Origin of the sequence: Chitinophaga terrae (ex Kim and Jung 2007), assembly GCF_900107795.1 — a bacterium.
Classification (GTDB): domain Bacteria; phylum Bacteroidota; class Bacteroidia; order Chitinophagales; family Chitinophagaceae; genus Chitinophaga; species Chitinophaga terrae.
In genome coordinates, this window is sequence record NZ_FNRL01000012.1 from 145,604 (window position 1) to 160,680 (window position 15,077).

The following is a 15,077-nucleotide window of genomic DNA, read 5'->3' on the forward strand; positions in this document are numbered from 1 at the left end:
TAGTCGTTCCGCCATCAATGTTAAACCCTCAATTTCAAAAAAATGAGTCAACCATTCACTATTAACATCGATCAATCGCTCCTCGACGAACTTCATCAACGACTGGCAGCTACCCGCTGGATCAATGAAGTCGCGAATGCCGACTGGAAAGCAGGAACCAACAAAGCATACCTGCAACAACTTTGCGATTACTGGCAGAAAGATTTCGATTGGGCTAAGCAACAGGAGTATCTCAATAGCTTTCATCATTATATCACGGAGATCCGGGATCAAACTATTCATTTCATCCATGAAAAAGGACAGGGCCGGTCTTCCTTCCCTATCTTGCTCACTCATGGTTACCCCGATAGCTTTGTACGATTTCTTAAACTGATCCCGCTGTTGGTAGCGGCAGACGAAGACGGTTTTTCCTTTGATGTTGTAGTGCCATCCATACCAGGTTATGGTTTTTCCGGTATCCCAACAACTCCGGGCATGAACCCGGCTAAGATTGCGGAACTGTTTGCCCGGCTGATGACGAATGAATTGGGTTATGAGAAATTTGTGGCACAGGGCGGCGACTGGGGAAGTACGATCACGGAAACACTGGCAAGGAACGAACAGGAGATTGTGTCGGCCATTCACCTGACTGATATTCCTTTTATTCATCTCTTCGAAATCCCGGAGGGTGAATTATCACAGGAAGAAAAAGACTACCTTGATAGAGGCAAACAATGGCAGCAACAGGAAGGAGCTTATGCAATGATCCAAAGCACCAAGCCACAAACGCTGGGATATGGGCTCAATGATTCGCCAGCCGGATTAGCAGCATGGATCATTGAAAAATTTTATCGTTGGAGCGATAACAAAGGCGACCTGGAAAGCGCTTTCAGCAAAGACGAACTGCTTACCAACCTGACTATTTACTGGGCAACGGGAACTATCAATTCAGCCAACCGGCTCTATTACGAATATGCACAGAGCATGTTTACATCCCAACGCGGCCAGACATCCAGGCTGGAAACGCCTGCAGGAGCAGCTATCTTCCCTAAAGATCTTATTCCTGCACCCAGGGCCTATGCGGATCGTTTTTTCAATATCCGGCATTGGACAGAATTTGATAAGGGCGGTCACTTTGCCGCGATGGAAGCACCGGAATTGCTGGCAGCGGATATACGGAGCTTTGTGAAAAAGGTATTATAGCCGCCTGTTATTCAGCCCGCAGGCTTTTAACCGGGTTGATGGTAGAAGCACGGATTGCCTGGAAACTTACTGTCCCCAATGCAACCAGCAAGGCTCCCATGTATACAACGGGGAAAAGCCACCAGGGTATCGGCGCATGGTATGGGTAATGCGACAACCAGTTTTGCATGGCGAAATAAGCGACAGGCGTTGCAATACCGGCAGCAACCAGGATCAGCACTACAAACTGTTTGGTCAGCAAACGCCAGAGAGTTAATACCGAAGCTCCCAATACTTTCCTTACCCCTATTTCCTTTACACGTTGTTCAACCGCAAAAGAAGCCATCCCGAATAAGCCGATGCAACTGATAAAAATTGCCAGCATGGCCCAGTAACCAGATAGTTTCCCCATACGTTCTTCATTCCCGAATTTCTTGTCATACTCCTGGCTGACAAAACTATATTCAAACGGCTCATTGGCATTATAGTTCTTCATCACGGCTTCAATTTTAGCAAGCGCCCCGGAAGCAGGAATGGCAGGGTTAAGTTTTAATACCACGAAATTCCCTTTCTCCCTGTTCAGCATAAATACCGATGGTTTTGCTGGTTCGTAGGGAGATTCCATTACCATGTCTTTAATTAGCCCGAAAAAAAGGATAGGGAATATTGTTTTCATAGCACAGGATTTATGTTGCATTGTCTTCTATTCGTCCATTCCGCCTGCATCCTGGTTGCCTTTCTCTGTTTTACTGCTGTTGGCAACGAGCGCGTTCATGCTGTTGATCTCTTCTTTGGTAAAATATCTCCACTTTCCGGGGGCAAGATCTTTCAGGGTCATATTCATGATTCGTACGCGCTTCAACGTTACAACATCGTAGCCCAGCGCTTCGCACATCCGCCTGATCTGGCGGTTCAGTCCCTGGGTCAGGATGATCCTGAACCTGTTGGAGCCTTCCTGCTGCACGAAACATTTCTGGGTAACGGTGCCGAGTATACGTACGCCGTTACGCATGGCTTTAACAAATTCCAGGTCTATAGGTTTATCTACCGTTACTATGTATTCTTTCTCGTGGTTGTTGCCCGCTCTCAGTATCTTATTCACGATATCGCCATCGTTGGTGAGGAAGATAAGACCTTCCGATCTTTTATCCAGCCGCCCGATCGGGAAGATGCGGGAGGGGTAGTTCATGTAATCGATGATATTTGTCTTGTCCTTCAGATCTGTAGTGCAGGTAACTCCCTTGGGTTTATTGAGGGCAATGTAAACAGTTGATTTCTTCTTTTTTAATGGCTCCCCGTCAATTTCAACAACATCCCCTGCTTTCACCCGATTACCTTTGGAAGCGATGTTGTCGTTGATTGTCACCCTACCCTGCTCTATATATTTATCGGCCTCCCTGCGGCTGCAGAAACCTGTTTCACTGATATATTTGTTGATACTGATGTCCATATTTCTCTTAAAATCACCCGCAAAATAGTTAAATCGGGGCATAAAACTGTTTTGATGTTACAGATCAACACCGTAACTTGTTATAAGTAACCAACAGCAAATCCGGGGGTATGACCCGCTGATATGAAAATTATATACATCCTGGCCAGCTTTATGCTCGCGTTCATGGCTGTTCCACTTTATGGTCAGGGACTTCTCCCCTATATTTTGAACGGGTCTGCTACTCAAACCAGTTGCAACTGCTATGTACTGACGCCCGACGCCAACACTACCAGCGGTACGGCCTGGAATAAGAACAAGATCAACCTGAACCAGTCTTTTAATTATGTTTTTGATGTATACCTGGGCTGTAAAGATGCTAACGGGGCGGATGGTATCGGCTTTATCCTGCAAACTAAAGGCACTAACCTGGGCGCTACAGGCCAGGGTCTTGGTTTTAAAGGCATCTCTCCCTCTTTGGGCGTATTGATCGATACCTACCAGAACAACGACGAAAATGATCCGGCCTACGACCATATCGCCATCCAGATGAACGGGATGTCGGACCATCTTAGCAGCGGGAACCTCGCCGGCCCTGTTACCGCCCTGGTAAACAGCGATAACATCGAAGACTGCCAATGGCACCTTTTCAGGATCAACTGGGATGCTACTGCCAAACATATGGAAGTAAGCGTGGATAACCAGGTCAGGCTCACACTTGACAAGGATATTGTAAATGATATTTTCGGCGGGGACCCGGAAGTTTTCTGGGGCTTCGCCGGCAGCACCGGCGGCTCGTCTAACCTCCAGCAGTTCTGCGCCGCCCTGCGGCCCGACTTCGGCTTTAATCCAAGGCAGATATACTGCGATGGTATTCCTATTCAATTCCTGGACAAATCCAGCTCCTTCGGCGATATCACCCGCTGGTGGTGGGATTTCGGCGATGGTACCCAAACCACTGCCCCCCAGCCTGCCCCGCACACCTACCCGGGCGCCGGCAATTACACAGTGAAGCTGGTCATCGAAGATAACAGCGGTTGCATTTCCGATACGCTTAAAGCTCCCTTTACCATAGGCTCCTACCCGGAAGTGGATTTTGGCCCTACTCCCTTTTGCCTGGGCACCAACCAGGCGATGGAAAATAAAACACGTATAGCAGTAGGCGCCGCCCAGCAATGGTTATGGGAATGGGGTGATGGTACAACCAGCACCGGCAGCGATCCTGCACCGCCATACACCATACCCGGCCCGCGGTCTATCCAGCTAACCGTAACTTCCGACCGCGGATGCAGCGGTTCTGCTGTCAGGAATATCCTCTTCAGCAGCACACCCGATGTTACCGGCGCCGGTATAGACGCCTGCCTGGGCACTCCCAATGCTTTCCGCGGCACCAATCAAACTTCCAACATCCATCTTTCTGCCTGGAAATGGGATTTTGGAGATGGCGGGAGCAGCCTGGGACAAACAGCCAGTCACATATATGCAGATACGGGCGTATACCACGCCAGCCTGTATGGGATCAGCACCGAAGGTTGCCTGTCGCCCGTTGTAGATGTTCCTGTACGGGTAACCAGCGTTCATGCACGCGCAGGGAAAGATACCATTATAGCAGCCGGACAACCATTGCAACTACAGGCCGGCTGGCTGAACGACCGGGTAACATACCAGTGGTCGCCGGCTACGGGGTTAAACGACCCGTTCAGCGATCATCCCGTGGCAGTGCTGCAACGCGACCAAACCTACCGCCTTACCCTCATTTCGCCCGAAGGATGTACGGATACTGACGATGTTACCGTTAAAGTTTATAAAGGCCCCGAATTTTATGTGCCCAATGCCTTTACTCCCAATGGCGACGGAAAAAATGATGTGTTCCGCGTAATAGCGCCCGGCGTCCCGAAACTGGACTTCTTCTGCATCTGGAACAGGTGGGGACAGGAAATTTACAGGTCTAACGACCTGCCAGGCGGATGGGATGGCAAGATCCAGGGACAACCAGCGCCGGCAGATACCTATGTCTGGATGGTGCAGGGAGTGGATTATACGGGAAGGAAATTCAGCAGGAAGGGTTTTGTGACCTTGATCCGGTAAAAAAAGCAACCCGGTAGAAACCGGGCTGCTATTGCAATTTGGAATAAAAATTTTATTTTTTTCTGCCTCGTTATACAACGTCTCTTCTCACTTCTTTGAACGACATCTAAGCAAACAAGCTGCGTAAAAGCTCGTATGATTTCAGGCGGGCATCCTGGTCATACACGTTTGCAGTAACAATAATTTCATCAACCGCCGTAACATCAATAAACTGGCGGATTTGCGTATCAACAGTCGCTTTGCTTCCTATAAAAGTACAGGTAAGCATTTGTTGAAGATGCGCGTATTCGTATTCATTCCAGATACCGTCCATACTATCGACAGGCGGCGGAAGTTTGCGAAGTTTTCCCCTGATCACTCCCAGGAACATCTGGTAAAACGAAGTGGCAAGCCTGTTGGCTTCTGCATCCGTATCGGCGGCGATCACGTTTACACAAGCCATGGTATAAGGCTTATCCAGGTATTCAGATGGTTTGAACTGTTGCCGGTAGATCTTTAAGGCGGCATGCAGCTGCGCCGGTGCAAAATGACTGGCGAATGCATAAGGCAAACCCATAACGGCCGCCAGGTAGGCGCTGTCGGTGCTGGAACCTAATATCCAGATCGGGATGTCCAGGCCTTCGCCGGGAACCGCCCTGACAGGACCTGTATTATCGGCGGAGAGGTAGTGTTGCAGTTCCTGGATCTGTTCAGGAAATTCATGCGCTGCCGCCACATGATCACGGCGCAGGGCGCGGGCGGTGATCTGGTCGGTACCGGGAGCGCGTCCCAGCCCCAGGTCGATCCGGCCAGGGTACAGCGATTCCAGCGTGCCAAATTGTTCTGCTACTACCAGGGGCGCATGATTGGGAAGCATGACTCCTCCCGATCCTACCCGGATGGTTTTAGTACCGCCGGCAATATATCCTAATAACACGGCTGTAGCGGAACTGGCCACGCTGATCATACTGTGATGTTCTGCCATCCAGAATCTCTTATATCCCAGTTTCTCTACATGCTGTGCAAGTCTCAAACTATTGTGAAAAGCATCTGCAGGTGTCTGTCCTTCCAGCACGGTAGCCAGGTCCAGTACAGATAAAGGTCGGTTTATTCCTGTCGTATTCATAGCTGATCTGTTAGTTTTTAGTTCGTGCAAAGGTACGACAATGCCTGGTGGCTAACGGCCCGATTACCTTTAGGTAAGCAGAAGTGAAGCATTCAGTATTTTCCCGAAAGAGTAGCAAAATTAATAATGTTACTAAACAGCCTTCTTTCTAAAATGGCCTGTTTTCAGGAAAATACATCTAAACATAAATTATATATATATTTTCACCAATAAAGCAATTTGGTTGAGCGAACCGGCATGCTTAGGATAACCCATATACCTGTTACTATGAAACAACAGTATGCTGAATTCAGGACCTCAGTAGTTATTTTATCCGAATAATGTTTTACAAAAATATATGAAAACCAAAGTGCAGAAATAATATGAATGCTGAAACAAGCGTGAGAAGCCGTGTAAGCAAAACTAATCTTACGGCTGTAAGGTCAATGAATCTTGACTAATTGCGGGTGTTAAATGAAATTATCTTGTACAAACATCTGCCAGTATAAAAACAAAAAAAGGGTGGCAAGACTACCTCCCTTTAATATTTTAACCATATCCTATGAAAAACCTGAACCAAAGGTATATTCATCTGCGTTAGGTCAAAACCTTTTTTTGGTGAATGCATCATTATTTTCCGTGAATGACGCAAATAGATGGCTGTTAACCTTCAATTAACAAAAATAGGTGTGGCGCCATATTTTTTTAATTGCCTAAAGTTTTTAACGCGATGAATGCCATCAGCCCAGGCCCTGTTTCAAGGGAAGTTTCATCTGCATCAAATGTAGCGGTATGCAAACCGGAGGTAATGCCACGATCCTCGTTTGCCACGCCCAGTCGATAAAAGCAGGCATCTGCTACCTGGGAATAAGAGGCGAAATCTTCCGCCGCCATCCAGATGTCGAGATCTACTACCTGCTCTTCGCCCAGGTATTCCACTGCATACGCCCGGGTGTTGGCTGTCAGCACCTCTTCATTGACCAGCACGGGATACCCTCTTTCGATCTCTATTTCGCAACTGCCATCCATACTTTCTGCAAGGGATACGGCCAGTTTCTTAATTTTTTCATGCGCTTTATTTCTCCAGGTTTCGTCCATCGACCTGAAAGTGCCTTCCAGCTTCACTTCATCAGGAATTACATTCCTGGCGCCGTTTGCAATAATTTTACCAAAAGATAATACAGAAGGCAGGGAAGGATTGGCACGGCGGCTCACTATCTGCTGCAACGCCACTACTATATGTGAAGCAATGAGGATAGGATCCACTCCCAGGTGCGGCATAGCGCCATGACCTCCTTTTCCTTTTACGGTAATATTGATCTCGTCGTTGCTTGCCATATAACGACCCGACCTGAAACCCACTTTTCCGGCTTCCAGTTCAGGCATCACATGCTGCCCAATCATGTACCGGGGCCTTGGATTTTCCAATACGCCGGCTGCAATCATTAAACTGGCGCCGCCAGGGATCACTTCCTCTGCCGGTTGAAATACAAATTTCACCGTACCCGAAAATTCAGATTGCATCTGTGCGAGAATCTCTGCCACACCCAGCAGCGAAGCGGTATGTACGTCGTGCCCGCAGGCATGCATAACACCGTCGTTGGTTGAACGGTAAGGTACCGCGTTCAGTTCAGTAATGGGCAATGCATCTATATCTGCACGCAGGGCGATCACCTGGTCGGATGGTGCAGCCTTGCCTTGCAGCAAAGCCACCACACCGGTATTGGCCATTCTTTCATAAGGGATACCCAACGCTTTCAGTTTATCTTCGATAAATATAGCGGTGTTATATTCCTGGTACGAAAGTTCAGGATGCATATGCAGATGCCTGCGATTTGCAATTGCATTTTCCCTGACAACTTTGGCCAACTGCCGGATCCTCTCTTTAAGCATGTTGCAATAATTTTTGATTGCGGTCTTCTGACAAAAATTCTTTTACAAAACTATCATCTGTCAGGTGCGGGTAAGCGGCTGCAACACGGGTGATCTCTTCCGCCTGGCCAGGAGATAATACCTCATGGTCTTCCAGGCACCAGGCGCCTTCCAGTAAGCCCTGCCTTTTCAGTACTTCGTGTATACCGGCAATAGACCCACGGAATGCGTTGGCCGGATCAAAGATGGCCGCATTCATATCTGTAACGGCTATCCCTTCTGTGAGCAACTCTCCCGCCCCTTTGTAATTATCGTTAATACAGGCTTTTACCCTGCTGAACAGGCCGGCTACTTTTTGCGTCCATACAGCCCAGTGACCCAGTAAACCTCCTGCATATTGTTTTTCCACTACACGGCCATTTACATTGAAACGATAAGTAGTGAGCAGATCTGCCACTATATTATCGTCATTTCCTGTATACAGCGCAATATCGTCTTTCCTGGAAGAACAGGCAACTGCCCTTACTACATCCAGGGTCTGGTAACGGTTAAAAGGCGCCGTTTTAATGGCTTTCACACCCGGTATTTCAACAAACTGTTCCCAGAAACGGTAGCTAAAGATACGGCCTCCTACTGAAGGTTGCAGATAAAATCCGAAAACCGGGATCACTGCAGCCACCTGGCGCACATGATCCAACAACTGGTCTTCTGATAAGTCCTTCAATCCTCCCAGGCTTACCAGCCCTAAATGATATCCGTATTTCAGCGCCAGCCGGGCTTCCGACAAGGCCTGGGCTGTTGGTCCGCAGATCCCTGCCACCTTTATGAAAGGTTTGTCCAGCTTTGCCGCTTCAATTTCTTCTGCAGCCAAACGCAGCACTGTTTCCAGCAGGTTAAATTCGGGATGGCGGATGGCAAATTGAGTAGTGTGTACGCCTACTGCTACGCCTCCTACTCCGCTTGCTATGTAATACCTGGTGAGTAACCGCTGCCTTTTCTCATCCAGTTTTTTTTGTTCAGTAATGGCCAGCGGATGGGCGGGAATGATAGTGCCTTTATATAGTAACTGTTCTACTGCTGTTTCCATTGTTCATACTTTAATATGTAATTAAAATTTGCCTTCTCTCTCCTGGAAGTGCGTATCTTTCGAGATAGTTTTGCCGCCTTCTTCCATCCATGCGGCGGTTAAACGGATCATTTGCAGCAACGGCACTTTCGGATAACCGAACAGGCGGAAGCTCTCTGCTGCATTGCTCAGCAAGGCGGTAGACTGTTCTTCTCCCACAAAGCGGGGTTGCTTACCGAATATCTTCCCGAATTCGGATGCGATCCATCTCACGGAGGCGGTTTCAGGACCTGTAATGTTTAAGAACTTAGCCGGCGCACTGGCATGCAGCAAACTGCGGATGGCATACTCGTTTGCATCGCCCTGCCAGATCACGTTCACATGGCCCATACGCAGATCCAGCTCCCTTTCTTCCCTTACTGCTTTTGCTATTTCCAGCAATACGCCGTAACGCAGATCATTCGCATAGTTTAAGCGATAAATGAGGACCGGCGTCTGGTATTGATTGCTGAAGTGCTGGAACATTCTTTCCCTTCCCAGGCAGGACTGGCCGTATTCGCCAACCGGCGAAGGCGCTACGCTTTCATCTGCTCCGCCTGCAAACACCGGCGTTAACGGGTATACGTTGCCGGTAGAATAAACAACAATACGGGAGTTCTTATACTTCTCAGCTACACGGCCCGGAAGATAAGCGTTCATCGCCCAGGTGAAAGCTTCTTTCCCAGTAGTACCGAATTTGGTACCTGCCAGGTACAATACATTCTTTACATCAGGCAAAGACTGCAAATCGGCGTCGTTCAACAGGTCGGCGGCAATGGTTTCTACTCCATTGCTTTCCAGTTCTTCTTTCAGCCCTGGTTCTGTTAACCTGGATACGCCTATCACGCGTTTCTTCAGGCCCGCGCGATCTATCGCCTGTTTTAATAATTTAGCAAGGCTGGGACCCACTTTACCCCCAATGCCCAGGATCAGAAAATCCCCGTCCAGTTTAGTTACATCAGCAATCAATGCCTCAGAAGGTTGCAGCAGGCTGTCAACCAATTGTTCCAGTTGCGTCATATTGAGTTTATTTACAAGTATCTGTTAACTACTGTTTGCCGCCTGCGATCACGGTACGATACAACGATATCATCATCCTTTCCAACGCCGGCCTGGTCTTTTTACCAGTGAACAAAATGATTATTTCAGTTGCTTATGCGCCCGTTTATAGATCTCAGACAGCTTTACCGTTGCCCCGTTCCTTCGTTTGCTTTCTTCTGCGGCTTCCATGAATGCCAGTATCTCCAGCGTTTCCTCCGGCCGGACCGGCGACTCGCCTGTTCTAAAAAAGGCTGCTATCTGTTGCAGCAACGGTTCATATCCTTTGAAAGGGCCCAACACCATATTCCCTTTTTCGCCGAATACCCTCCCGCCAAAATCATCAGGCCCCTTGCGCGTTCCCCTGAACGTGCCTATTCTTTCGCCGGCCCAGCGGCCTACTACTACATCCGCATCCGGGCTGAAGAAGCGGGTTACCGACTGGCAGCCAACGCCCATTACGGTAAACAGTGTTTCTACTCCGTGTATCCCATACCAGAAAAGATCAGGATGTGTTTTTTCCAGCGCGGCCGGACTGAAGGTATCGGCGCCCAATACAGCGCCTATTACCTGCTCTTTTGCCACTTTCTGCGCACTTTCCATGAAACGCAGCGAGGAGGCGGAAAAAACAGGGGTATTATATTTCTTTGCAGCCTCAAAAATGCGCATCCCATCTGCCAATGAAGCTGCCAAAGGTTTGTCTATAAATATCTTTTTGCCTGCTTTTAAAACCGGTAAGGTCTGGGCCAGGTGCGGTCTTCCATCATTGGATTCCAGCAATACCACATCAACTTTCGCCAATAACGCATCAATGCTGTCTACTATCTCCACGCCCATATTTCTTACCTGTTCGGTGAAACCTGGCAGGCGTTGCTGGTTCAGGGCAATGTCGGGACTGGCCTGCGGAAATGCGGCCACTACTTTCATACCTTCCAGCCCCGCAACCGGCGTGGCGCTGTTAAATGCTTTTGTAAATGCAATGGCATGGGTTGTATCCAAACCAATGATGCCGATCTTAATAACCATATCGGATACACGTTTTTCTGCGGCATACAGCGGGCGCAGACCGGACATTACGCCCATTCCTATACCGGCCAGCGCTGAATTACGGATAAATTTACGTCGCTTAAGATCTGTCATAGCTTCCTGGTTTTAGTTCACCTGCCAGCCTTTTCACGGGCCTGCGTGGTGGTATAATATTTTGCCAGCATAGCGCTAATTTCCCAGGCCGGCATTTCTCCAGCCTGTACATATTGAAGGAACCGCTTCATTACCCTGGCAAATAATTGCTCGTGTACTTCTATCAGTGCCGCTGGTACTATTACCTCCCATTTATCTCCTGCTTCCCGCAGGGCGACGCCGGGGTATTGTTTATTCAGCAGCGCAAACTGTTCGTGCAATATTTTCGTGTATGCGGCGCTGTTCTCTACTGGTTGTATGTAAAGTGTTGGCCGGTATTGTTGTTCTTTATCCTGCAGGACCAGGAGGGCAGCCTTGCTGCCTTTGAGCAGGGAGTAGTGCGTATCGCCTCCGCCTTCCGGCGCTTCATAATCCCATTGTACAGTGATCCTGGCATGCAGGCCCCGAATGTTATAATCAAAAGACCCGTTCGCGTAAACCGGCAGCAAACCATCTTTTCCTACCACCGACTGCAAAGCAGCGTTGTACTCCGTTTCGCCTGTTATCGCGGCATATTGTGTTTTATTCAGCATCGTAGGCCAGGCCCGGGCGCTGTTGATGGAAATATCTTTCAAATAATCAAGCTCCTGTTCCGGGAAGCAGGTCCATTGCACCAGGTCTACCAGGTGAGTGGTTACATCTGTGATCCCTTCTCCCTGTTCTCTTGTATCCATGTACCAGGCGGGTCTTACCAGCGGTTTGCCTGCTACTGTTTTTTTGAAGTGATGTATACTTTTTTTGATCACAGCCGGGTTGCCTGGTTCGCCTTTTTCCGGTGTTCCAAAAATTGCAGGGATCTGCGATAAGGCTTTCTGCAACACGTTATGAATTTCATAACGTTCTGTCATGATATCATAAAGCTGTGTATGATTAGCCGCCGCTGTTGCGAATGCCGCCTTCAGCGAATCAAAACCTGCCGCATCAATAGCCATAGGCTTATCTGCCAATACGTGCATTCCTGCCCTTGTTGCCGCCTGGATATAAGCAGGCTTCAACCGGTTGTTTCCTGCCAGTATCACGATACTTCCCCGTTCGCATTGCAACATGCGCTGCAGGTAACCGGGCCCGGTGTATACATCCGTTGCCCAGTAAACTTTCGGGCTATCCTTCTGGTTATAATTAGCTACCTGTTGGAGATATTGTTCGACCTCTTTTCCTGCCGGCGCAAATACTTTGATGGTAGTATCCACACCCGGGTATTGTTCCTGTTGTACTAATGAAGCATGGAAATGTCCCGGGTCTAAAGCTATCAACTGCATAGATGATTTTTTAGTGAATGGGAACATGACAGTATTGTCATCGCTATTCCATTAAAGATAAAATTTTGCCTCATCAGTACTCCCTTTATTTTGATGAACGTAAACGGGATATTGCAGCAACAGGAACGCTATCTGCACGGTTGTTCCAACTGCCACGGATATACGTTAATAAAGCTGCTATTTCATCATCCTTCAGGAATGCGAACGCGGGCATTTGTTCGCCCGGGTTAGCGCCGGTCTTGCCATTCAGCACTGTTCTGATCAATGCGGCAGCCGGACCATTTACCACGGCGCTTTGATCAAGCGACGGGAAAGATCCCGGCACTCCTTTACCATCCGGTTTATGGCAGGATTCACAATAGTTTTTATAAAGAGATTGTCCCTTGCTGATGCCAGCAGCCTGCGGAGCCGCCGCTTTCAGTATCTCTGCCGTTGCGGGTATCTTCGTTCCCCGCTGAAGCGCAGACAAACGGATGATCCTGTCGTCGTGCGGTAACGGGAAACCTTTACCCGGATTCCAGTCGCGGTTGCTGGTGGCAATATAGATATCGCCGTTCGGGGCAACGCAGATATCGCGCAGGCGACCGAATTTACCGGCGAAATATATTTCTTCTTTCAGGATACTGTCCTGTGCTTCGTTCAGGGAGAGCACCCGCAAACTTGCCGCTTTCAGTGTTCCCAGCAATATGCTGTTATGCCATTCAGGGATCTGCCTGCTGCCGTAATAATCTACTCCTGCGGGCGCTATTGTTGGCGTCCAGGAGCGCATTGGCGCAGTGAATGCAAAGGAGTCTGCATGGGCTTTTTCAGCCGGCAGATCTGCCGGTCCTTCAATAAAAGGCCAGCCGTAATAATGCCTGCGTTGTATGTAGTTCACTTCATCTTCAATGGCATCTCCATGCTCGCTGGCAAACAGGTGTCCTTTATCTGAAAATACCAGTCCCTGGATATTGCGATGGCCGGAAGACCAAACAGGACTGTTCCTGTAGGGATTATCTGCCGGTATGCTGCCATCGAAATTGAAGCGCAGGGTTTTGCCGTTGATGCTGGCGGTATCGGGAGCATTCAAGCCATTGGCGGCGTCGCCGGTCGACAGGAAAACTTTACCGTCGGGCGCTATAGCTACCCTTGAACCGTTATGGCCAGTGTTGCCCGGCAGTTCGATAAGGGTGAACGGATCTTTCAGCGTATCTGCCGTATAGGTATATCTTACCAGGCGGGAAACGATTGAAGAATCAGCGTTCATATGTGTGTAATCAACGAATACATAGGGTTGTTCCGGATCTTTGGATACGGCCATTCCCAGAAGACCAAGGCTACGTTGCCGGTATACTTCCGGGATAGCGATCAATTGTTTCTTTATCCCTGTTTTCGGATCTACTTTACTGACGGTACCACTTTGCTCGGTGAACCAGATCTGGTCGTCCGGCCCCCAGGCGATCTCCCATGGCACGTTAAGATCGGAAATAAGAGTAGAGACGCCTACCCGGGTAGAATCCAGTTCCAACACCGCCTCGACGGGCAGTTCACGTTGTTGCGCCGCCGGTTTGCATTGCATATTAACGCCGGCAAACATCATCAACATTAAACATGATCCTATGATCTCCTTTTTCATGATTACAGGTATATTGACTAAAAGAATAAAGTAACAGCGCTATTGACAGCCAATCCCAGCATCAGCAATAATCCCAGTACTGCAGCTATATTGGCGAACAGCCCGTTCTTCATCGGTCCCATTATCTTTTCGTCGTTGGCTACCAGGAACAGGGCAATGCCTATGAACGGAACAATGAAGATGGTCACAGCCTGCGCCAATACGATCAGCTGCAAAGGCAATTTGCCGAACGTGATAGCAACAGTGGCTCCTATCAGCATAATAACGGCAATGAATACACGTACCATGCCGGAGCTCAGGTGGCCGCCAAACCCTAATGCATCGCCCAGCAGGGTACCGCCTAAGGAAGCGTTGCCAAGGAGCGACGAGAAAGAAGCGCCGAACAAACCAACCAGGAAAAGGCCTGCAGCCGCGTTGCCGAAAACAGGCTCCAATGCTTTTGCCATATCCGTAGCCGTAGTGATCTTAATACCGGCAGGATGCAAGACCATTGCTGCGCAGATCATTACTGTAGCGCTCATGAAGCCCAGGATCAGCATGCCGGGGATAGATTCTTTACCCGTTAGTTTGGCATCAGGGTTGATCCGTTTTCTCTCCTGCACCAGGTACGACTGGTAGATGGCGCCAACGATGGAGAAACAGGAAGCGGTGAAAGCAATGATAAGACCCATGGAGCCTTTGGGAACCCCAGGAACAAATCCGCCAGCGATGTCGCCTACCGAAGGTTTAGACATCACCATGGTTATGATAAAAGCAAAGAGCATCATAATAATGAGGGTGATCATTATCTTCTCCAGTATCTTATAAAAACCCCGCACCAGGAGAATCCCGATCCCTAAAAGGTTGCAGACAATGATCCATATCACTTTAGGCGTATGCGTAGCCTCGGCCAGCGTGATACCGGCGCCTATCGAGTTGCCCGCCTGGAAGGATGCTGTTACCAGGAACACGCCTACCCCGATAGCAATACGGGCAATATTCCCGTATTTATGGCTAATAGTGGTGAGCAGCGACTGGTTAGTGGCAATACCTACCCTGGCAGCCATGGTTGTAAATATGATCATGAAAAAGATGGCCACTACCACCAGCCAGAGTAAGGAGAACCCGTAATCTGCTCCCATGATGGAAGCGATAGTTACCTTACTCGGACCAAATACCAGTGCGGCGGTAATGAGCCCGGGACCCAGGGCATGCAGCCAGGCTAATGATCTGCTTTTTTTTGCGTTTGTTGACATAGCGGTTGATAT

At 48.9% G+C, this 15,077-nt stretch carries 12 protein-coding genes; 2 read left to right on the forward strand and 10 right to left on the reverse strand.

Annotated elements, in window-relative coordinates; genetic code table 11:
• Positions 1-42: 42 nt before the first annotated feature.
• Positions 43-1,182, forward strand: a complete 1,140-nt coding sequence (locus BLV62_RS14635) for an epoxide hydrolase family protein (RefSeq protein ID WP_089762698.1) — start codon at positions 43-45, stop codon at positions 1,180-1,182.
• Between the two features lie 7 nt (positions 1,183-1,189).
• On the opposite strand, the gene BLV62_RS14640 is transcribed toward BLV62_RS14635, so the two are convergent.
• Both BLV62_RS14640 and rluF read right to left on the reverse strand, forming a co-directional pair.
• Entirely contained in the window at positions 1,190-1,837 is a 648-nt protein-coding gene (locus BLV62_RS14640) for an ABC transporter permease (protein WP_168927849.1), read from the reverse strand.
• A 27-nt stretch (positions 1,838-1,864) separates the two neighbouring features.
• Positions 1,865-2,653, reverse strand: a complete 789-nt coding sequence (gene rluF / locus BLV62_RS14645; RefSeq protein ID WP_225889586.1) for a 23S rRNA pseudouridine(2604) synthase RluF — start codon at positions 2,651-2,653, stop codon at positions 1,865-1,867.
• Between the two features lie 81 nt (positions 2,654-2,734).
• Between rluF and BLV62_RS14650 the strand changes: the two genes are divergently transcribed.
• The gene (locus BLV62_RS14650; RefSeq protein ID WP_089762701.1) at positions 2,735-4,678 is read left to right on the forward strand and encodes a lectin-like domain-containing protein; all 1,944 of its coding nucleotides are present in this window, start codon (positions 2,735-2,737) and stop codon (positions 4,676-4,678) included.
• A 106-nt stretch (positions 4,679-4,784) separates the two neighbouring features.
• Here BLV62_RS14650 and BLV62_RS14655 read toward each other — a convergent pair whose 3' ends face one another.
• From BLV62_RS14655 to BLV62_RS14690, 8 genes are all read right to left on the reverse strand, one after another.
• The gene (locus BLV62_RS14655) at positions 4,785-5,783 is read right to left on the reverse strand and encodes an LLM class flavin-dependent oxidoreductase (protein WP_089762702.1); all 999 of its coding nucleotides are present in this window, start codon (positions 5,781-5,783) and stop codon (positions 4,785-4,787) included.
• 684 nt (positions 5,784-6,467) lie between these two features.
• Positions 6,468-7,655, reverse strand: coding sequence for a M20 metallopeptidase family protein (locus BLV62_RS14660; RefSeq protein ID WP_089762703.1), 1,188 nt, complete (start codon positions 7,653-7,655; stop codon positions 6,468-6,470).
• Positions 7,648-8,721: a dihydrodipicolinate synthase family protein gene (locus tag BLV62_RS14665; protein WP_089762704.1), complete on the reverse strand. Its 1,074-nt coding sequence runs from the start codon at positions 8,719-8,721 to the stop codon at positions 7,648-7,650. Before BLV62_RS14665 ends, BLV62_RS14660 begins: the two co-directional genes overlap by 8 nt.
• A gap of 21 nt (positions 8,722-8,742) precedes the next feature.
• A complete protein-coding gene (locus BLV62_RS14670; RefSeq protein ID WP_089762705.1) occupies positions 8,743-9,759 on the reverse strand; it encodes an NAD-dependent epimerase/dehydratase family protein in 1,017 nt (338 codons plus the stop codon).
• Positions 9,760-9,879: 120 nt separating this feature from the next.
• Positions 9,880-10,917, reverse strand: coding sequence for a Gfo/Idh/MocA family protein (locus BLV62_RS14675; RefSeq protein WP_089762706.1), 1,038 nt, complete (start codon positions 10,915-10,917; stop codon positions 9,880-9,882).
• Between the two features lie 17 nt (positions 10,918-10,934).
• Positions 10,935-12,215: a putative oxidoreductase C-terminal domain-containing protein gene (locus tag BLV62_RS14680; RefSeq protein ID WP_211117763.1), complete on the reverse strand. Its 1,281-nt coding sequence runs from the start codon at positions 12,213-12,215 to the stop codon at positions 10,935-10,937.
• Positions 12,216-12,300: 85 nt separating this feature from the next.
• The gene (locus BLV62_RS14685; RefSeq protein WP_211117761.1) at positions 12,301-13,830 is read right to left on the reverse strand and encodes a PQQ-dependent sugar dehydrogenase; all 1,530 of its coding nucleotides are present in this window, start codon (positions 13,828-13,830) and stop codon (positions 12,301-12,303) included.
• Positions 13,831-13,847: 17 nt separating this feature from the next.
• A complete protein-coding gene (locus tag BLV62_RS14690) occupies positions 13,848-15,065 on the reverse strand; it encodes an Nramp family divalent metal transporter (protein ID WP_089762708.1) in 1,218 nt (405 codons plus the stop codon).
• Positions 15,066-15,077 lie beyond the last annotated feature (12 nt).